This is a genomic window from Stenotrophomonas sp. VV52 (genome assembly GCF_002893095.1).
GTDB lineage: Bacteria > Pseudomonadota > Gammaproteobacteria > Xanthomonadales > Xanthomonadaceae > Stenotrophomonas > Stenotrophomonas aracearum.
Genome location: NZ_PKQQ01000006.1, coordinates 59,340 through 79,179, shown reverse-complemented (window position 1 = coordinate 79,179; position 19,840 = coordinate 59,340). Strand labels below are relative to the sequence as shown.

Annotated in this window: 12 protein-coding genes; 7 read left to right on the top strand and 5 right to left on the bottom strand. The window is 59.8% G+C overall.

Annotated features, from left to right (window positions below; translation table 11 throughout):
* Window positions 1–711: 711 nt before the first annotated feature.
* A complete protein-coding gene (locus C2U58_RS11440) occupies window positions 712–3,228 on the bottom strand; it encodes a hypothetical protein (protein ID WP_102945972.1) in 2,517 nt (838 codons plus the stop codon).
* Complete coding sequence (locus C2U58_RS11435) at window positions 3,218–4,873, bottom strand: hypothetical protein (protein ID WP_102945971.1); 1,656 nt, start codon at window positions 4,871–4,873, stop codon at window positions 3,218–3,220. The genes C2U58_RS11440 and C2U58_RS11435 overlap by 11 nt, the downstream gene beginning before the upstream one ends.
* A gap of 97 nt (window positions 4,874–4,970) precedes the next feature.
* On the opposite strand from C2U58_RS11435, the gene C2U58_RS11430 reads away from it, so the two are divergent.
* The 4 genes from C2U58_RS11430 to C2U58_RS11415 all read left to right on the top strand — a co-directional run bounded on the left by C2U58_RS11430 (window position 4,971) and on the right by C2U58_RS11415 (window position 13,252).
* On the top strand, window positions 4,971–5,534 hold the full coding sequence (locus tag C2U58_RS11430) for a hypothetical protein (protein ID WP_146033451.1): 564 nt from the start codon (window positions 4,971–4,973) through the stop codon (window positions 5,532–5,534).
* Window positions 5,535–5,686: 152 nt separating this feature from the next.
* Entirely contained in the window at window positions 5,687–10,615 is a 4,929-nt protein-coding gene (locus tag C2U58_RS11425) for an AAA domain-containing protein (RefSeq protein ID WP_102945969.1), read from the top strand.
* Window positions 10,612–12,135, top strand: a complete 1,524-nt coding sequence (locus C2U58_RS19845; RefSeq protein ID WP_146033450.1) for a hypothetical protein — start codon at window positions 10,612–10,614, stop codon at window positions 12,133–12,135. Before C2U58_RS11425 ends, C2U58_RS19845 begins: the two co-directional genes overlap by 4 nt.
* Window positions 12,136–12,652: 517 nt before the next feature.
* A complete protein-coding gene (locus C2U58_RS11415) occupies window positions 12,653–13,252 on the top strand; it encodes a DUF932 domain-containing protein (RefSeq protein ID WP_253256718.1) in 600 nt (199 codons plus the stop codon).
* Between the two features lie 48 nt (window positions 13,253–13,300).
* On the opposite strand, the gene C2U58_RS11410 is transcribed toward C2U58_RS11415, so the two are convergent.
* A complete protein-coding gene (locus C2U58_RS11410; protein ID WP_102945967.1) occupies window positions 13,301–14,632 on the bottom strand; it encodes a Fic family protein in 1,332 nt (443 codons plus the stop codon).
* 589 nt (window positions 14,633–15,221) lie between these two features.
* On the opposite strand from C2U58_RS11410, the gene C2U58_RS11405 reads away from it, so the two are divergent.
* Complete coding sequence (locus C2U58_RS11405; RefSeq protein ID WP_102945966.1) at window positions 15,222–15,704, top strand: hypothetical protein; 483 nt, start codon at window positions 15,222–15,224, stop codon at window positions 15,702–15,704.
* A 235-nt stretch (window positions 15,705–15,939) separates the two neighbouring features.
* Complete coding sequence (locus tag C2U58_RS11400; protein WP_216362396.1) at window positions 15,940–16,350, top strand: lysozyme inhibitor LprI family protein; 411 nt, start codon at window positions 15,940–15,942, stop codon at window positions 16,348–16,350.
* 66 nt (window positions 16,351–16,416) lie between these two features.
* Here the strand turns inward: C2U58_RS11400 and C2U58_RS11395 are convergent, their stop codons facing one another.
* Both C2U58_RS11395 and C2U58_RS11390 read right to left on the bottom strand, forming a co-directional pair.
* A complete protein-coding gene (locus tag C2U58_RS11395; protein WP_102945965.1) occupies window positions 16,417–17,367 on the bottom strand; it encodes an alpha/beta hydrolase in 951 nt (316 codons plus the stop codon).
* 45 nt (window positions 17,368–17,412) lie between these two features.
* On the bottom strand, window positions 17,413–18,333 hold the full coding sequence (locus C2U58_RS11390; protein WP_102945964.1) for an MBL fold metallo-hydrolase: 921 nt from the start codon (window positions 18,331–18,333) through the stop codon (window positions 17,413–17,415).
* Window positions 18,334–18,656: 323 nt separating this feature from the next.
* Here C2U58_RS11390 and C2U58_RS11385 point away from each other — a divergent pair, with 323 nt between their 5' ends.
* Window positions 18,657–19,784 carry an FUSC family protein gene (locus tag C2U58_RS11385; protein ID WP_102945963.1) on the top strand — a complete coding sequence of 376 codons (1,128 nt, stop codon included), beginning with the start codon at window positions 18,657–18,659 and terminating at the stop codon, window positions 19,782–19,784.
* Window positions 19,785–19,840: the final 56 nt, after the last annotated feature.

Sequence of the window (19,840 nt, the reverse complement as noted above, 5' to 3'; positions counted from 1 at the left end):
TTATCGGAAGCTTCTACGCGGTCCGCGAAGCGCTGGTGGATCTCGTCACAAGGTTCAGTGACGGAGTCAATCTGTCAATAGATTCGCTGATATGTGCGCCCTATACGTCGGACACGGCAGGCACGACGCGTACGGTCTTAGAGGTAATCGCTGGAAGTGGTCACGAATACTGGGACGGCACTGATCGTGAGAATCGATCTACGTTTTCAAGTGATGTGAGTCAGGTAAGGGTCGTGACCTATGATTCTTGTCGCGGGCTTGAGGGGTGGAACGTGATTTGTACTTCGTTTGATCGTCTGCTCGATCAGAAGGAGAAGAGATTCGATCCGGGGGGAGGAGCGAAGGACCTGTACGTGTCAGACGAACAAGCTGCCAGGCGTCATGCTGCGTCTTGGGCGATGATTCCTGTAAGTAGGGCAATAGATCACCTTGTCCTCTACATTGAAGACGATGGACACTGGATTACGAATGCGATACGCGATGTAACGCGAGACGTTGGTCCGGATTGCGATTGGTTGGAAATTATTGCTCGAAGCAATAATTAGTTCGGTTCGGCGGATTTCCGTTGACCCTGTCTGGGTCAGGAGGGAGACTCCCTTGTGGCCGGTTGCAGTCACGGGCATCTCGCGATCTGTTGCTGTTGTCTAATCGGGATTAATTTACCGCTAATCCGCTCACATGCCTGTTCCCCAATAGCGCCACATCCCTGCGTCACACACGTGCCCGCAACCGCACGCGGTTAGCAGTAAAACTGCGACCCTGGCCACCGGATCCGACGTGCACGTAGTTGCCATCAGTGCTGATCGCTACGAGCAATCGATCGATGACGTCGGGCACGTCAACTACGTCGCCCGCGGCTATCTGCTCGCGGATTCTGTCGACTTCCGGAAGCGACGGGCCCAACGCAACGAGCGCTTTCGAAATGCCGAGATGTCGCTCGAACCACTGCACGGCGTTGCTCAGCGTTAGCAGATCGCGCGCCATGCCGCGCTCGATGTGCAATCGCACCTCGCCCCAGATGTCGTGCTCGCCGGCCATGGTCAACAGGCCGACCAGCCGCGCGTTGAGCGACGCTCGTTCTTCTTGCTCGCTGGTGTCTAGCCTGCGTCGCTGCGGTGACCACCACTCGTAGTCGAGTAACCACGCGGCCCAGAGCATCAAGCCAACGAGGTGGATGACCTCTTCCGGCGCTTCTTCGTCGCAGAGCAGCTCGACGCCTTCCTCGGATACGAAGAGGCGATCCAGGGCCGTATCGACCAACCCCTCGAGATCCTCGACCCAAAACAGATCGATGTGGGGAACGCGCCAGCGATCTGTTAGCTCCAGCTTCGACAACTCCTGCAGCAGGGCGAGGACCGCGACTAGTTGTACGACCAGGCCTGCCGCGGCCTGCTGCGTATGCGGTGCCGCCTTCAGGGCTCGTGACATGCGCCGGCACAGTTTTCCGACACGACGACACACAGCATCACCGATGTCGGCATCGACAGGCTGGCGTACATCCGGGGTAGGCAGGAGGTCTTCTTCATCGTCCTGACCAATCTGCTCTTCCTCCGAGCGGCCGGAGCGATTCAGGCCAGGCGCGGCGGGGGCTGCTCCAACATCGATGTTCCTGGTCAGAATCTCGATGAGGTAGGCTAGGTCATGCGATGCCGCAAACAGAGAAGGCGCGGGCTTCCTACCAACGGCCGCGAGCGGAACGCGCAACGTCTCCGGTCCGGCGATTGCTTCCTCATGCGTTTGCCCGTCATTTCGGCGCGCAGGAACGCGTAGCACATTGGCCACGCCGTCGGCGAAGATGACACGCTCCAGCGCCGGGAGGACGCGGGAGATATCTTCGATGTCCGAGCCGAGAGCACGTAGAAGTTCAATCGTGGGGTCTTGGCCCGCCCGCTTGATCTGACGATCGATCACCTGGGGGTGGTGCACGAGAACGCGTGCAATCGGCGAATCGCCCTGATGTAGGACCAATGAGCGAATTTGCAGAAAATCCCGTTCTACGCGCAGTGTGCCCGGCACCGTCCAGCCTAGCCCGGCGATCAGGGGCCGGTCCGCGTCGTCACAAGCGTCGACCCGGTCGAAGGCGGGAAGGCGCGATGCGTCAACCGAGATCGTCTGGTTCGCGTGGTCCGCGATTGCAATGAACACCGGTGTGGCTTGGCTCCGAGGCTCGTCGAATTCCGCGCGCGAGCGCGTCATGATGTCGAACAGCACCTTCTTCGGCAGCGGACGAATGGACGGAAGTCGATCCATGCCTATCTCGGATGCGCACTTCCTTGCGTCGTCGTCGGTGCGTACGACCATGGCTTCGGTGTTTACGATCACACCGCTACTCATCCACGCAGGTGCGCTCGGGTTGGCGCTGCCGCAAGCGAACAAGGCGTCCCCTCCGATACCCTCGAAGTACACGGCCTTGGCATGCAGATATCCGTCATGGCCGGCTCGGCCGAGATCCCCAGCGTCGACTACCTTGAGACGCTCGTCCTCCGGAAGCCGCGACAAGCACACGGTGCCAGGCTCGACGCCGATCACGATGCGAGCCGACGGCCAGCGACGCAGTAACTCGGAAATGAATCGGCCTTCTGTGTCGAAGAACGCCCCGATGAGGGCGATGTCTTTGACTTGCGCGGGTGCCATAGCAGCTAGTTGGTCCAACAATCCCGCCGAGCCTGCATCCTGCGCTAGCAGGGTGGCGTCTCCCTCCGGCGCATCGGAAAGATGCACGCCGAATGCCTGGTCGAGCTTGTAAGCCGATTCGAGCAAGGCGGACGGGAGATCGGTCCTACCGAGCCACTGGCGCACCGTCCCCCAAGCTTGCGTAAGCGCACGGCGCGCAGGAGAACCCGGAAGTCCCGAGATGCGATGGAACGACGAAACTTCGCGGTTGTAACCGAAACCCGAGATTGTCAGGTTTTGGCTGCCGATGAAGAGGCTGGCGCGTTGCTTGCCGGCGAGCATGCAGATTTTTGGATGAAATGCACCGCTCACGGACACCGGCACCAAGGTGTATCCGACACCCGCGAGGCTAGGCCGGGTCGCCGCGCTGGCGCACGCGAGCGCGCACTGCTTTTGGTCCATGACCACCACGTTGTTGCGAGATCCCGCCGCGGTCAGCCGACGGAGAATTAAATCCTCATAGAACTTGAGATTCGCGTTGAACGTGGTGAACAAGGAGGCGTTGACATCGCCGGCCTTGATTGCGTCGAGAATCGATATGCGCTCAGTCGCCATGGCGCGCCATCCAGGCTTGGCCAATTTCAGTCACGACGACTGCCTCGTGGCGACCTTCTCCTTTCGGACGCAACGCCCCCAAGTCGATCAGCACTTGCATTGACTGGTTGAAGCGGGGCGTAGTGCGCGTGGGGAGCGGTGTTGCATCGACGATCTCGACGCCGAGCTCGCCCGGGCGAAATCGGAACGTGGACCGACCTGTTTCGTGCAGCTTGCGGAGCGCGACGGAGAGATGTGTCGTTAGACACCATTGCGTGATGTCCCGCAGCACGTCTCGGACGCTGGACCCGCGCCACTTGGCCAAGCGCAAGCGGAAGCTTTCGAGATTAATGGGATAGCGCTGGAGCTCCTCGTGCATCAGCGCAATGCCTTCGTAGGCCGGTCGATGTTCGTCCGTGCGGGTAGCGAGGAGGCCGATTACGTGGAACGCGTGAACCACGAGCGCCGCGTTGCTGTGCCCTTGGCGCGACGTTCCAAGAAGGTGTTCGCAGAGCTGATGCTCGTGATCGGTGTGCATCCAGTCGCCAAGCGATGGTGCAGAGCTCGACAGTTGCGCGAGGAAGTCACTGAAGAGGGGCGTCCTGCAAAACTTCTCCACGGCGTCGCCGAGTGCGCCGTCAGCCAAATGCGCGGCGAGCGTTTCGATGGTTGGAAACGTCGTCTCGCCGCTCACTTGATGCTCCGCGAGCAAGTCCAGAGTCGAAGCGAACAAACTGAGGAACGCCACCGACAGGAGTTCGTTCGATTGGTAAATGCCCCAGCGCGCCCGGGTTGCCTGCAGCGACACCGGAAGGTGCCAATCCTGGCCGTCAGGTAAGTGGCCCGAATACATGACGCCTCGGAACATAGTGACGTCGAACGGCGCCTCCGATCCCGACAGCGCTTCGGCGAGGTGCAGCAGCAGCGCCAATGACAGACGCCGCTGCTGGCCGGTTGCCTCGTAGTGTTCGCCTTCGGCGAGGAAAAGGGTTTCCAGCAATGCGTACTCTTGCGTTCCTGCATGGAGGCCGCAGGGACAAAACGCCGCGAGGGCATCGAGGTCCTTGGCGACGACCCGGCCGGCGGCCACTACCTTCCAGAAACGATCGGAGGGCACAACGCCATCGACCGCGCGCGCGAGCGGTTCGCCGAGCTCGTCCGAGTAACGGACCCAATCATGGAGCCTGGTATCCAGCAGGCGCAGCTCGGCGAGGGTGCCGACATAATACTGGCCAAGGCCGCCGAGGGTCTGCTTGAAGTAACGAGTGGGGACCTCCGCACGAGTGGCAAACTTGTCGAGGTCGATGGCGCCGTCCGCAGCGAGACTTGCCATGGCGGCCGTCAATTGCGTTCGGCCCGCCATACCGGCGCCGTGCAGGAAATCCGGTTCTTCCAACTCGCGCGCATGCCGCTCGGCGATAAGCGTCAGGAGAAAATCGGCGCGCCGGAAAGCGTTCACGAATTGCTCCCGGTCCACCTTGGGGTGACGCTGGTCGAACGACCAGATCACCCACGGATACAGCGAGTAATACCTTGCGCGGTCGGTGACGTTGGTAATTCCCGGAACCAGCTGTGCGTACACGAGCTGGCACGGCGACTGCGTGCCGAGGTGATCGACGCCGCCGATGGCGACGGGTGGCGCAAGCCAGCCAATGTGGATACCCATTTGCCCCCTTTCCGGCGTGTTCAGGCGTTTGTTGGCCGCCGTGCCGGCCCCTGTTTGCCTTATGGTATCTTAGGAGCGGCAACCTTTGGGGAAGGATATGGCGACCAGTAACTTCGTGTGCAGCAAGCCCAACAAGCTGCTGCGGTTAGGCCTCGACGAGTTGTCGAAAGAAGACAACTTCGGCTTCGTGCGCAGCCGGATCGGCGTGGTAAGGCTGCTCAGGCACCTCCTCAAGGAACGCCACGATCAATTCCAAGGGTTGCCGACTTTCGCGTCGCTGGTTGATTCGATCGAAGGGCTTGATGGAATCTTGGATGAATGCGAACTAGTGCTTCGCCGATATGTCGTAGGCGAACTCTCGGCGGACGAACTGGACGCCCTCATACACGACGACATCGTCAGTGCGTTGAATGACGATGTCTCTGACCTTCGACCAATGGACTGTGCGGACGACCAAGGGTCGGAGGACGCACAGGTGCTGATGGAACGCACGTGGGCCGACTTGATGCCGCATACCCGGGCGCTGCAGGACCTGCTGCAGTCCGTTTCGGATGACGACATGTTTGCGATGCCTAGCTGGCGACTGAAATTCGAGCGTGAGGAGGCGGAGCATTTGTCTCGAAATCCTAGCGGTCGCGTCGTGGTTTTCGAGTCGAAATAGACGCCGCGCTGTCGATCGCGCGGCACGACTTCAGCCAGGTGTTACTTGGCTCGGCGATGTCTGCTATCGGCGGGAAGCAATTAGCGGACAACGGGTTTTCATGAAGCTCTGCTAGTCCATGCGAATCTTATTGAGGGTGAAGGGAAGGCTGAATGAAGATTTCCAACAACGGCCGCGGTATCCACGTTCGCGAAATTCCAGGCATGGAAAAGCTGAGGGCGTTGCCGGACAACTGGCAGGCGTTCACAAATCTCGATCTGTCCCTGCCAGGCAAAGGCATGCGCGAGATCGACGTGATCCTCGTCCTCGAGGACCGTCTTCTCCTGGTGGACTTGAAGGACTGGAAGGGGCCGATCAGCAGTCAGGATGGAAACTGGTTCAACGGCGACCGAGATAACGGCAGGTCTCCGGTGGCAAAGATTGCTGAAATCACGCGCGAGCTGTTCCCGCTACTGAAGAAGTTTCTAGCGGATCAGTCGAAGAGGGAGGGACTGGCAAGTTCCTTGGGTTCTCCGCTGATCCAGTCTGCGGTGGTGTTGACCAACACTAAGGACCGCTCGCGTATTGCTGACAGCGAGGCTTCCTTTGTTTTTCACGTCGATGATTTCATACGCATCGTGAGGAACACGCAGGAACGCGTGAAGATCTTTGGGGGGGTATGGCACGAGGACTTTACCAGCGACAAATGGATGCAACGCTTCAAGCGATTCTTCAACGTTAGTGGCGGTATTTTTCAGCCCGGCACGCGTCGCTATGGTGGCTACGTCGCACGCAATGAAAGTCCCACCTTCCAGCACGGTACCGAAGTTTATGCCGAGTTCGAAGTGGAGGAGGCGGGGATCAACAATTCATTCGGCCTGTTGCGGCGCTGGAATTTTGCCAAGGCCGACACTCGCTTCCAGACAGAAGGAGGGCGGGCCGAAATCGCTGGGCGCGAACGGAAAGTGATCGCCTGGCTGGATGATCGCAACCCAAAATGCGGGGAAACCATATTCAAACCCAGGGCGGAAGATCCCGAGCGGGGCGTCGCCTATTGGGAAGTGTTCGAGCGTCGCCGCAGGATGAAGCGGCTGAGCGACTTCGCCAAAACAGAACTGGCCGATCTGACGGCTGGAGAGAGAATCGAGCTGGCGCGGCAGGTGCTGTCGTCGCTCACGCCGATTCACGGCTTGAATGCAGCACATCTGGACGTGGGAACCCACAGCATCTGGGTAGAGTTACCTACCACGGTGAGGCTATCGCATTTGATGGCCGCTTCGCTGCCCGATGTGCAAACGCTGGGCGAATCACGCTTCCAGTTCCTTTCGACTTCGTGCGTTCCAGAGGACATCCTCGGTGGTCCGGTGGACGTGCTGCGCAAAGACGTATTCCTTCTGGGCTGCGTGATCCATGTTCTCCTGTTCGGGACATTTCCGGAAGGCGAGCCGCCGGAATGGAAGCCAGGCATCCACCCTCACGGTGAATTCGCCAACCTGCATCCGTGGTTTGAGAAGTGCCTGGACATGGAGCAGGGCAGTCGATTCGGCAATGCCGGGGAGATGCTATCGGCCTTCAATGCGGCTTTGGCCTCCGTGGTCGATGAAAGGTCCACGATCGAGGGTCTGGAGCGTTACCGGACGCTCAAGACTCAACGAGACATATTCAAGGCTTATCCCGAAACAGAACTGCTGAAGGAAGATGAGCGGACGATCATCTGGAGATCTGATGCGGTCGGACAACACCGACTAGTCAAACTTTGGCAGGCGGCTGCACTGGGAAATGTCGTCAAGGAACGCAGCCGGATCCTGGCATTTCTCGATCATGCGCAGCAGTTGGTGGAGGCCCCGCCGCAAGGTGCGGCCAAGTTGCTCCATGCCCATTGGACCGGCGATGCAATCGTCATCGTCCAAGAGTACATCGCCGGTAAAACCCTCGCAGAGCACACGGAAGGGAATGCATTCAATGATTCGTCCACAACGCTCGATTTTATCGTTGCGCTGATTGATGTGTTGGACAACCTGCATGGGCGGTACGTGGCCCATGGCGATATTAAGCCGGACAACATCGTTGTCGATTGGAGCAATGCGGGCACGCCCCTTCCGGTTCTCATTGACCTGGTGGATTTCTCATGCGGGCAAGACGGATCGAGGAAGTCGCGTGCGTATTCCCCCGCTTCAGGCGGACGCTTCGAACGCGATCGCTTCGCGGTGACGAAGATCGCTGAAGAACTTCTCGCAAGAGTTGATATTTCGGATGACGCCGCTAGGCGCATTGCGCGCTCCATCGAAGAATGCCGTATGGGACCGCCATCCAACGGGACTTTGTTGCCGCTGCGTGAGGCAATAGAACGGGCCAAGAACTCTCAGAGCGATGAGGCGCTGGCAACGTACATCGTTTCTATCATCCGTGCGGAAACGGGTCCGATGCTTTCTGACGAAGGCCAGTACTGGATCGCCAAGTCCGACAAGAGAATCAGGATCTTGGGTGCGGTGGAAGAACTGTCCATTGAGCTGAGCAATGATGGGGTTCCAACAAGGGCCTGGCGTAATTCGCTGGATCAAGCACAGTCTCAACGTCTGAGCCGACAGAAAAAATGTTCTTTCCGAGGAAGTATCGTAATTGAGAGCGGTTTCAGTCGACTGGATTCCATTTCAACGATCCTCCAATTGCCAGAAGTTGCCACTGCCCTTGCTGCACCTTCTTCTTCGCAGGAAAGTGAAGAAGAACTAGAGATGTCTCAAGTCGCCAGCATCGAGGCTAAGGAAGATGAGCTGGTTGAAAGGGAGCAAGCAGAGCAGGCCACTACCCCCCGCTTGGTGGATGTCCCGCTGCTGTGGGAACGCTCCATCAAGATAGAAGGCGAGCTCAAGACCGAGGTGCTCGCCTTGGGTGACAGCACCTATCGTGCCCAAGCGCGCCTGCATGTTGTGCCGATCCAGTTGGCGATGGGCGATATGGATTTCGACCGAAAGGATGTGGTCGCAGTCGAGAAGTTGGATAGCAAGGGTGGCTGGAGAAAAATAGGCACCCTCGATGTGCAGAAATCATCGGCAGATGCGCTTGGAATTCACGGTTATACAGATGGATCGCGCGGCTCGATTGTTCGCGATGGCGATCGCTTGCGTTTCCAGAGTAGGCTCGAAAACAGCAGTTGGCAGCGGCGCGAGGAAGCAACCGCACGAATCTTAAAGGGTCATGCGGTAGCTCAGGGCCTGCTCGATGCATTTAATCCCGTTTCTGGAAAGTCTCCTGGCAAGGTGGATGCGGAGGTCGACAAGACCTTTGTCGTGGAGAACTACAATCTAAACTCCACCCAGGTCGATGCATTCCAGGGAATTCTTGAGCATCGCCCACTAGGACTGTTGCAGGGTCCGCCCGGGACCGGGAAGACGCATTTCATTGGCGCGTTGGTTCACTACGCCCTGACACATGGGCTTGCACGGAACGTCTTGGTCGCCAGCCAGTCGCACGAAGCAGTTAACAATGCCGCCGAAGCGGTCTTGAACCTGTTCGGAAAGGACCGGGATACGCTGAGCATGATCCGCGTGGGCGCCGAAGGCCAAGTGTCCGAGTCGTTGCGGCCTTATCACGTGGCAACCGTGGAGAAAGCGTACAAGGACAGTTTTGTCGCCACGCGCGACATGCGCATGGAAGCAGTGGCAAATTACTTGGGGCTGGGCAGGTGCGAGTGCGACGTTGTCCTCTACTACGAGGAGACGATCCGACCGATATTGGCTCGCATATCGGAGCTGGCGGAGGCGGAAAATGAGAGTTCAAGGATCAATTCGCTGAAAGGAACATTGGAACAATGCTTGCTGGACAGGGGCATTGATTGCGATTTGATGGATGTTGAAGCGTCTGAAGTCGAGCAGATGGTTTCTCCGTTGTATTTCTCGAAACTGCCCAGCGATCAGGCACACCGTATTGAACGCCTGCGCCATGTCGTGGAACTAGGACGCGATATCGTTGGTACTGTTTCCACATGGCAGAGAAGCTATGAGACGTTTCTAGCCGGAACCCGTCAAGTTGTCACCGGTACCTGCGTCGGCCTAGGTCGTTCTTCGCTGGGGTTAACCAAGACCGCCTTTGACTTGGTAATCGTCGATGAGGCGGCACGCTGCACACCGAGCGAGCTGGCGGTTCCAATCCAGGCGGGAAAGTGGATAGTGCTGGTCGGCGACCATGCACAGCTTGAACCATTGCATTCCTCCGATGTTGTGGATGCACTCACCGAAGAATTGAAGCTCTCGGTCAGTGAGGTTGTCAGAAGCGATTTCGAACGCGTATTCGAATCCGCATACGGCAAGCAGGCCGGCTACACACTAAAAAAGCAGTACCGAATGCTGCCGCCAATTGGCCGATTGGTGTCCAACGCGTTCTATGATCGCGCGCTTCAGCATGGACGAACGTCTTCGAGAATTCCTGTTAATGTGTTGCCGCCCGAACTCAGCATGCCATTGGCATGGGCGTGTACGGATTCCATGGGGGTCGCGGCCTACCAGAAGAGGGGCGAAGTCCGGCCTGGTAGCTTGCAAAATGCGGCAGAGGCCGACGTGATTGTCTCGCTGCTCAAGCGATGGTCGGAACACGAGCCTTTCCTGAGCTGGCTCAGAAGCCTTCCAGATGGCTCGCAGGCCATTGGCGTGATTTGTGCCTATGCCGCCCAGCTGGACCTAGTTAGACGGAAACTTCAGTCGGAGAGCTTGCCGGAGGCATTTCGACGCACGATCAAGGTCGATACCATCGACAGCTACCAAGGCAAGGAAAATTTGGTCGTGATGCTGTCCTTGGTTAGGAACAATGCGGATGGAGCGAAGGATCACGGCACCGCAACCATTAACCCCGGTTTTATGGCTAAAAAGAATCGAGTCAATGTCGCCTTGAGTCGAGCGATGGATCGTTTGCTTATCGTTGGTGCAAAGGCAGGCTGGCGAGACGGGTCCCCCCTTGGCAGGATCTCGACAGGGTTCGACGAAGAGATTAAGGCCGGTGAAGCCGTGCTGCTGGATGCCGCCGAGCTCGTGTCTTCCCCTAAGGCGGGACAAAAAAAGGGAAAGAACACGCCTGATAGTTTCAAGGCGCAAAACGGTCGTGTCGCATGACTACTTCACGGCGAGTTCTGTCACTGACCAAGAATACAGATAGTAATGACGCCGACGCCGTTGAAGTCCGCGTTCCTGTTGGAATTTTCGATGTGCAGCTTCCAGCCCGACAGTTTCTTGTTCATCACAAAGTGGCGGAAGTGGGTGACGTCTCCCTCACGACCGAATTCCTCTTGCGCCTTCTGTATTCCGCGGATGGGATACAAGAGGATGCAGCTGCACATTTCTTCGGCTTCAACGCTAACGAGATGGCGTATGTCATCAGGGACGCGGAGACAAGGGCTTACATATCCCGTTCCGAAGGTCGCATTTGGCTGACGGATGCAGGTCAAGCGTTGTTCAAGGAGGGTGATAAGCCGCAAATTTACGACGTTGTTAAGAAAATGGACAAGATCGGTTTCGATCTGCTCTCACTGGCGCCCTGCGATCGCGAGTACCAATCCGATTTCGAGAGGGCGCTTCCCGAGCTAAGAATTCGCAACCCGGAGTTGGCCGCAACTGCGTCGAAGCATGTGCCGGAGTCGTTTCGAAGATTCTACGTAGAGATAGCCAGCCGAAAAGAAAGAGATGCGGCGGATATTCTGAAGCGGTCTCTTTACTCTGTGGATGAGGTGGTGGCTGGCGACCGGTTTTCCACAATCGTCCCTTTTGTGGCAATCGCAAATGTCCGGCGGCCTGGCGAGCCGGAGCCGTTCTTGGACGCATGGAAGGTGGGACATGAACTCAGTGATCGCGATCAGGTGGTGCATGGCATCGCTGAATACTTGGAAAATTTACGGACATCACAAACCGCCGAAGACGCAAATGCTTTCGATACGCTTGTGGAATTCGCACCATCCTACTTGAAGGAATACAGCAATAAGTCCGGGTTTGCAGCGCTTCGATACTTCAAAGAGACGGCTGGGCGTGCGGGTGAGCTTCGAAGCCACAGACCTACGGTTGGTATCGTGGGGGCGTTGTACCAACCGGAAAATATTGAGCGAGTCGCGACTGCAATCGGCTACACCAAGGATCGAATGGTCGGCAAGGATGATGCGTTTGTTTGGGTGATGCCGAATCAGGCAGCTTGGGGGGCATCTCGCTCCTTCCGGATGTTGCTTGAAAGACTCGCAAAAGAAGGTGCTTCTTCCGACAGTAGTGGAAAGTTGATGGAGCGTACTCCAGTTGTAGTTGGCCATGAAAAGCCAGCATGGCACCTGGTTAAGGCCTTGCCGGCCACATACATCAGGCCGAAGAACGGAGCGATTCCGAGTTCGCTCGAGATTCTTTTAGTTCCAGGACGAATGGCGGCAATCACCGTTCATGCTCCAGTTACCGAGAGTCGTGGTTTTCCTGTGCCGTTGGGTATCCTCAGCTTTGATGAGGCCACTGTTCGTCGTGTGCACCAGTATCTAGCGGCTCAACTACCGCCGAAAGTGACAAGATACGGGGCTGCGGATGGCTTTGCATTGCGTGACAGTCTGGATTGGCCTGTTGATGCGGGTTCCCAGGAAGGTTCAAACTCGCTTGACTCAGCGTGAGCTTGTGCAGGACCGCGTCCTCAGATCAATGCTATGTATCTGCTATAGCTTAACGCTTTCATCAACTAATTCATAAAACGGCTAGCCGAATCGCATTTTATCTCGGCAACGCCTGTCCCGCGTCGGAGTCGAGGTGCTTTCGCCACTCATGTTTGGCGTCGGACCGACAGCGCCCATCAGTGCGGGGCGTGATTCGGATGAGCGGACGCATCGCTACCGCTGATCTGTCAACGAAAAATGTTTCAGACGCAGATCACCTGCGTGAGACCAAAGTCGGATGGTCTCGCGTAAGAGCCTCCGCACTGCAGAGCTCAATGGGAGATGGAAGGTGATCCCGCCAAGGACTGATGTTCTGACCTGCATGCTGGTGGTGGCCGCGACTCTGCTTTTAGGTTTCGCCCAATGCACGGGGTGCACTTCCAGGTTTCCATAAACAACTGTGCGCAGCGGAAATATGCACAAGTCCCGGATTTCCGGGCCTTGCGCGTTTATGCCATCAAGTTACGAGGAAACGACAATGCACTTGGTTGAAACGATGGCCTATGCCGGCGAGAAGCCGTGGCACGGGCTAGGCAACAACCTGGCCCCTCAGCAGCCGATTGAGGTCTGGAGGCAGGAAGCGGGGATGGATTGGAAGATTGAGCGGTCCGAAGTCCGCTACATCACCGGCAGCAACAGCGTGGGGGTTATCAATGCCTTCCCGGAACAGAAGGTGCTGTACCGCTCCGACAGCAAATGCCCGCTGGCTGTGGTCAGCAAACGGTTCCAAGTCGTCCAACCGGGCGAGATACTTGAGTTCTACCGCGACCTGACCGCCTGCAGCGGATTCGAGCTGGAAACGGCTGGCGTGCTGCGGGGAGGCCGCAAGTTCTGGGCGCTGGCTCGTACCGGCCAGAGCACCACGCTGAAGCCGTGGGCGAGGACGCATCGCAGGAGTCATGTGTACTGGCGCGCAGTGGTCGATAAGGCGCTGATACGTGAGTACTTCACGGGTCTATCGAGCAGGGCGGAGACAGCGTGTCTCAAGGCAGCAACGCAGCAGTTCTACGAGTGTTGTATGAAGTCGTCGGCAGACAGTTCGGCGCCCCTGCCTCATGACTCTCAACCCGCAGGTTAAGTGTCTTCGGTAGGTTGGGACTGGGCTTGCCCGCTGTTCTCGGGTTGCCTACTGCCGAAGACGGTCTGCGAAGCCTACAACCGGCAGATACTCGTACGCCCTTCCTGCCATTTGCGTCTCGAGCAGACCTGCATTCACTAGCGCCGTCAGGTCACCGAGAGCCGTCGGGTAAGAAATCTGATGGGCAGCACGGTGCGTTGCCACGGTATAGGCGCGATCTGGATCGTTCAGGGCGTTCGCGAGAAGCGCACGCTGCCGGTGGTTAAGCTCGATCCCGGCAACCCGTGAGGTACCCAGTGTGCGGTGCACCTGGCGCTTCTGGTCGCTCTTGCTCTTGATATAGGCATGCAATCCCGCAATCGATTGCTCAATCGCATCGAGCTGCTGCGAGATGAAGTAAGTCATGTCCGAATCGTCATGCTCGGTGTAGAGGTAGGCGCGCATGTAGTTGCCTTGCGACTTCCTCAGAACACTTGAGATGGACAGATACTCGGTAAGCCAGTAGCCGGAATTCATCATCGACCAGTAGAACAGCACTCGGGCAGTGCGCCCGTTACCGTCGCAGAACGGGTGGTCGTAGCCGATCTGGAAGTGGATGGCGATTGCTCGAACCACTGGATGAATGAACGGGTCTTCGTTCTGGCCGTTGGCAAACTCGCACAGCCTTTCCAGCCGCTCCCTGACCTCCTTGGCGGGTGGGGGTGTATGCAGTACGGTGTCCGAGCCACGGTCGAAGATGAGGACGTTGTCGTCGGCGTCGCGCAACCGTCCGCAGTCGCTGTCTGACTCCATGGTTCCGGCAGTGAGCAACGCGTGCAGCTCCAGGATTTCATCAACGGTGAAGCGCCGCTTCCCCCTCTCCCTCACCAGCTTCATCGCCAGGTAGTTGTTGTAGATCATCCGTTCGCTCTGATCGCGCGGGAACCGGCCGGTGCTCAGCATCTCCTTGGCGACAACGCGACTTGTCGCTGCGCCCTCGAGCTGGGACGAGGTCATGGACTCTTCGATCAGCGAGCGGATGAGAAACCGCCCCGGGCCTCCCGAGCTTTCCATCTTCCGAATCGCATCTGCGGCTTCGCGGTCAACGTAGTGAAGACTCTTCAGCAGCCTGAAACCAATGGACACCGAGAAGGGCTCTCCATCCTTGTCCTGCAGTGCAAGCTCCTGCTTGAGTGCAAGACGAGCAAACTTGATCGTTGCCCACCAGGTGCGGGAGGTCAGCCCGTCCGGCGGCGTTTTATGCCGGAGCCGGTCCCAATGGATGTAGTCACCCTGTACCTCGGGAGAGAACTTGCCCGAATAGAGGTCCATGAGAATGCCGGCCTTTACGGCCTCCTCGAACACCTCGTTCAGCTTCGGTGGGTCGACGGGGATCTTCATGCCCTCGAACTATAAAGTTTGCATAAGCTTTATAGCAAGCTATAGATGGCGGCCTGGTCGCACATCGGATTGAGATTGCTTCCTTCCAAGCAGAGGAGGCGAAGAGGCCGGTAGATGGGCACAGTCGTAGAGCAGCTCGGGAGCGGCTAACCTGGCTGTTTGCGACTTCGGAGTAGGGTTCGCGGTTTCTCTTGAACGCTGGGCCAGCAGACGTTTTTAGCCTCAGCTATCGCGTCGCAGCTCACAGTTCGAACCTCTTTTCGGTACCGATTCCGCAGAACGAGTGCTGCTTCTTTGACTGCGACGCGTGCGCGGCAGACGATCCCGTTGTCGCCGCACAATCGGCGACCGGGATTTGCAGCCCGTTCTGTTTTGAGGTGCACCAGCGCCCATCGTTCGATGCATGGCCCTTTCCTTTTCGGCCCGCTGCATCGACGATGGGCGGTCGCTTGCCAGTTAAATGGCGGGCGGTGTGCGGAGGCTGAAAGGCCTGCCGGTGGCCTCAATCCGGTCTGCAAACCGTGCACCGTCCGCCACCTCGTTTTGCAGCGGGGCGGCGGACCTTGATGATCAATTGAGGAGTTCCGCCATGTCATCTGAATCCCTGGGCGCGCCCGAGCGCACCACCGTCAACTTCGTCTCCTACTTCAGCTACATCGCCGGTACGCTGGACTGGGGAAGCCCTCAGTGGTGCACGCTTGAGAAGCACCTCAACGCCATCCAGGAGCCCTTCGAGTCACTCACGATGGGGGCGGTGCTGCGCGCCATTTCCGCCACTCGCGATGTTCACCCCGAGTTGCCCGGCACCTTCGTGAACCGCCTGCTGGGGCCCGACGACGTCTCAAGGAAAGAGCTGTTCAGCGTCATCCGGCGACTGCTGCGAGTCTTCGACCTGAGCGTGGTTGAGCTGCTGGCGCTTGTCGACATCCTGGACCGCTGCCCGGGCTCGGTGGAGGATCTGAGCGTGCGAAATCTGCTCGGGCTGATTTCCATCGTCGATACGGCAGCCGTTCCGCTGACACCGGATCCGGTGGCAGAGGCGATCAAGCGTGCATTGGACTGCGTGCATTAGCTTGCGCCAGACCGCCGAAGTTCGCGCAGCGTTCACTAGGCTGGAGAGACATTCCGCCTCAGGAGCGTGGGAAGCACCCATCACCATTGCAGGACGGTGGCTACAGCTTGACGCAGTAGGAGATGGATCAGCTTTACGCTCACGTGTCCCTTCTGGAGTTGAACCGATGAGAGGATGTTGCTCAGTTCTCGTTCTCACATTCTGCCTTGTGCCAACACTGACAGCACATGCACAGATGCCCGCGGAGAACGCCAAGACGAAGGTGTCGGCGCAGACGTCTGATGGGATGGCGTGCGATAGCCCCGACCAGTCCCAGGCAGGACTCAACCAGTGCGCAAGCGACAGCGCCCAGGGCGCCGATGCCGAGCTCAACCGGGTCTATGCGAAGGTGCTGGCAGCCAATGCAGGCGACAAGGTGTTCGTGGAGAAGTTTCGGGCAGCGCAACGTGCGTGGGTGGCGTTCCGCGATGCACAGATCGCGGCGCGGTACCCAGACCCTGCGGACTCCGGCAGCGTGTTGCCGATGTGCCAGAGCGGCGAGTACGAGCAGCTGACACGCGACCGCATCAAACAGCTTGAGCAATGGGTATCTGGCACTGAGGAGGGCGACGTGTGCGCAGGCTCCTATCCCACTGCGGGGGAGTAGGTGCAGCAAGGCGCCGGATCGGCGATCCGGCGCCTCGAAGAGCTCGGCCATGTCGTGTGGCCCAGGTCACTTCTCCTGCAGGAACGCCAGCAGATCCTGGTTGACCTTGTCCTTGTGCGTTTCGGTAAGCCCGTGCGGCGCGCCGGGATACTCGATCAGCCTCGCACCCTTGATCAGCTTGGCCGACTGCCGGCCACCCACGTCGATCGGCACCACCTGGTCGTCGTCGCCATGGATGATCAGGGTGGGCACGTTGAAGCGCTTCAGGTCACCGCGGAAGTCGGTGGCGGAGAACGCGGCAACCGAGTCGTAAGTGTTCTTCAAACCGCCGGCCATGCCCTGCGCCCACCAGGCATCAATCAACGCCTGGTTCGGTTTCGCGCCCGGACGGTTGTAGCCGTAGAACGGGCCGCTGGGAACGTCCTTGAACAACTGCGAGCGGTTCTCCAGCTGGCCCTTGCGCATGCCGTCGAAGACCTCGATCGGTACGCCGCCCGGATTGTCTGCGGTCTTGAGCATGAAGGGCGGCACGGCGCTGATCAGCACGGCCTTCTTTACACGGTCGGTGCCGTAGCGGCCGATGTAGCGGGCCACTTCACCGCCGCCCGTGGAGAAGCCCACCAGGGTGACGTCCTTCAGGCCCAAGGTGTTGATCACCGTGGCCAGGTCGTCGGCGTAGTGGTCCATGTCGTTGCCGTCCCACGGCTGGCTGGAGCGGCCGTGGCCGCGGCGGTCGTGGGCGACCACGCGGTAGCCCTTGCTGGCTAGGAACATCATCTGCGGGTCCCAGCTGTCCGAGTCCAGCGGCCAGCCGTGGCTGAAGGTCACCACCGGACCGTCTTTCGGGCCCCAGTCCTTGTAGTACAGCTGCACGCCATCGGCGGTGGTGATCGTGCTGGGGGTGTGCGCGGTGGCAACCGGCGCCGGGCGCGACGGGTTGACCGCATCTGCAGAGCTGCCAGCCTGGACAGCCACGGCAAGGGCGGTGGCGGCGAGGGTGCGGGTGATCGTGTTCATTGTTCTATCTCCTGCGAGGGAAAGGGGAACGACGTGGGGGAGGGCTCAGAAGTCCCAGAACACCGGCACCCAGCGGAACGCGTCGCCGTCGGCGGAGACGCGGCCCACCGAGGGGAACGGCAGATGGGTGGCGACCAGCATTTCGCCGGTGCCGGCCAGTTCGTTGAGCAGGGCGATGCGCACCTGGGCGGCGCCTTCGGGGTCATGTTCGAAGCCGTTGTGCCAGTTGGGCTGTTCGAAGCCGACCGCGAAGATGGCATCGCCGGCAAAGGTGAGCGCTTCGCCCCTCGAGCTCAGCCGCACCACGCTGTGGCCGGGAGTGTGGCCGCCGGTGCGACGCGCGGTGACGCCCGGTGCAATCTCCTGCGCATCTTCGAATGTGTGCACCTGGCTGCCGTACTCGGCCAGGAACTGGGTGGCGGTGGCGCGCAGCGCATCCGGGAAGCCCGGGGGCATGTTGGTGCGGGTGAAGTCCGGCGACTTCCAGAACTCAACTTCGGAAGCAGCGACGTGGATGCGCAGGTCGGGGCGCAGCTGCTCCCTTACGCCGTCCACCAGCAGGCCACCGATGTGGTCCATGTGCAGGTGGGTGATCACCACGTCGGTGATCTCGCGCAGGTCGATGCCGGATGCGCCCAGGCGGCGGATCAGCTGGCCGGCACGTGGCAGGTTCAGATCGGGGTCCATGCCGAGACCGGCGTCGATCAGGATGTTGCGGTCGCCACTGCGCACCACCATCACGTTCAGGGCCCAGTCCAGCGCGTCCGGCGGCAGGTACATGTCCTTGAACCACGGCGCGCGCTCGGCGGCCGAAACGTTGTGGCCCAGCATCTGGGTGGGCAGCGGCAGCACGCCGTCGCTGACCACCAGTACGTCGATATCGCCGACCTTGAGTGCGTAACGCGAGGGAACCAGTTCGTCGAGCGCGGGGGCCGGTGGAGCTACGGTTTCATCAAGACTGAACATGAGGGAATCTCCTGGGAAAGGGGCGGGCTGGCAGGAATGCGTGGCTGGCGCTGCGCGGGGCGGAACTGGAGAGGCGTTGCCGGGCAGGGGGGAGTCGCCGTGCAGGCGCGGTGGAATGGCCGTGCAGGATCAGCGTAGGAAAGCCGGGCAGCGGGCAGTAGATCCGCGAGGGGGCACACGGTGTTGCCGATCAGGCAGCAATGGCGCCGGGCCACCGGGGCGGGGTGCGTTGCGCGATACTGGGAGCACGGCACACGACCCTTCAGGCAGGCTGATCGGTATGCACTGGTTCCGCGTCCACCTTGTTGTGATCGCCCACTGCCATGCGCACCGCCAGGGTCGCGCATAGCGCCGCGTCATTGCTGGGTGCCATGGCGCGCGAGCTGGGCTCGCGCGTGCGCTGGCGCCAGCGCGGACTGGACGAGCTGGAAGCACTGCTTTCGGTGTTGCTCGCCATCGTGATTGCACATGCCATCGGTGCGACCAACATCGGCTGGGCCGCGTTCACCGGCTTCATGGTGATGCGCACGCAGCTGGCCGAGACCCTGTCACGCGGCGTGCTTCGGATGTTGGGTACGGCGGTGGGCGCTGCGATGGGCTGGGCCCTGATAACGCGCGAGGCAGACACGCCGGTGGTGGTGGCGCTGGCGCTACTGTTCGTGGGCACGGTTACGCTGTACGCGGCGATCACCCGCCGGCACAGCCATGCGTGGCTGTTTACCGGCCTCACCTTCGCAATGGTCGCGCTGGACAGCCTCAAGCAGCCGCAGATGGCGGTGCATGCGTTTGCGTTGACCCGGGTGCTGGAGGTGGCTGCAGGAACCTCAGCAGGCATCCTGGTCAACTTGGCCTCAGCGTGGACGGTGCGGCCGCGCATCCAGGGCGCCCAGCACCTGTTCGCGGACACCGTGGAGAACGCGCCGCCGGGATGGCAGAAGGCGGCGGCAGCGCATGCGCTATTGGCTGGTGTCGTGCTGGGCGTGCTGCCGTTGTTGTCGCCGCTGCTGGGCGCAAGCACGCTGGTGCAGGCTGCGATCACGATCATGGCGGTCATGACGGTGCCGTTGTTATCGCTCGACGGGGAGGGCAATGCGGTGGGCACCCGCATTGCGCACCGGTTTGCCGGTTGTGCTCTGGGAGCGCTGGCCGCCGCAGGCGCACTTGTGGTCTCGCACCACCACCTGCCGTTGGCGGTGGCACTGCTGTGCCTGGGGGTCTGGGCGGGCCGCCATATCGAAAACAGCGGAAAGTCCTTCGCGTACATCGGCACCCAGTTCGCGGTCGTCCTGCTGGTGGTGGTCGTCCCCGATGACATCCATCAGCTCGCCAGCGCCCCGGGCTGGGCGCGACTGAGCGGCATCGTGCTGGGCATCGCGCTGCTGGTGCCGGCACGCGAGGCGGCGAAAAGGCTCGGGCGTCGACGCAGTCGGCGGGCGGTGAGCGATTCCTGAAAGCGGGTGGCACCGCCCCGCGCTTCAATACGCCATCGCCGTGTGTGGCGAGAACC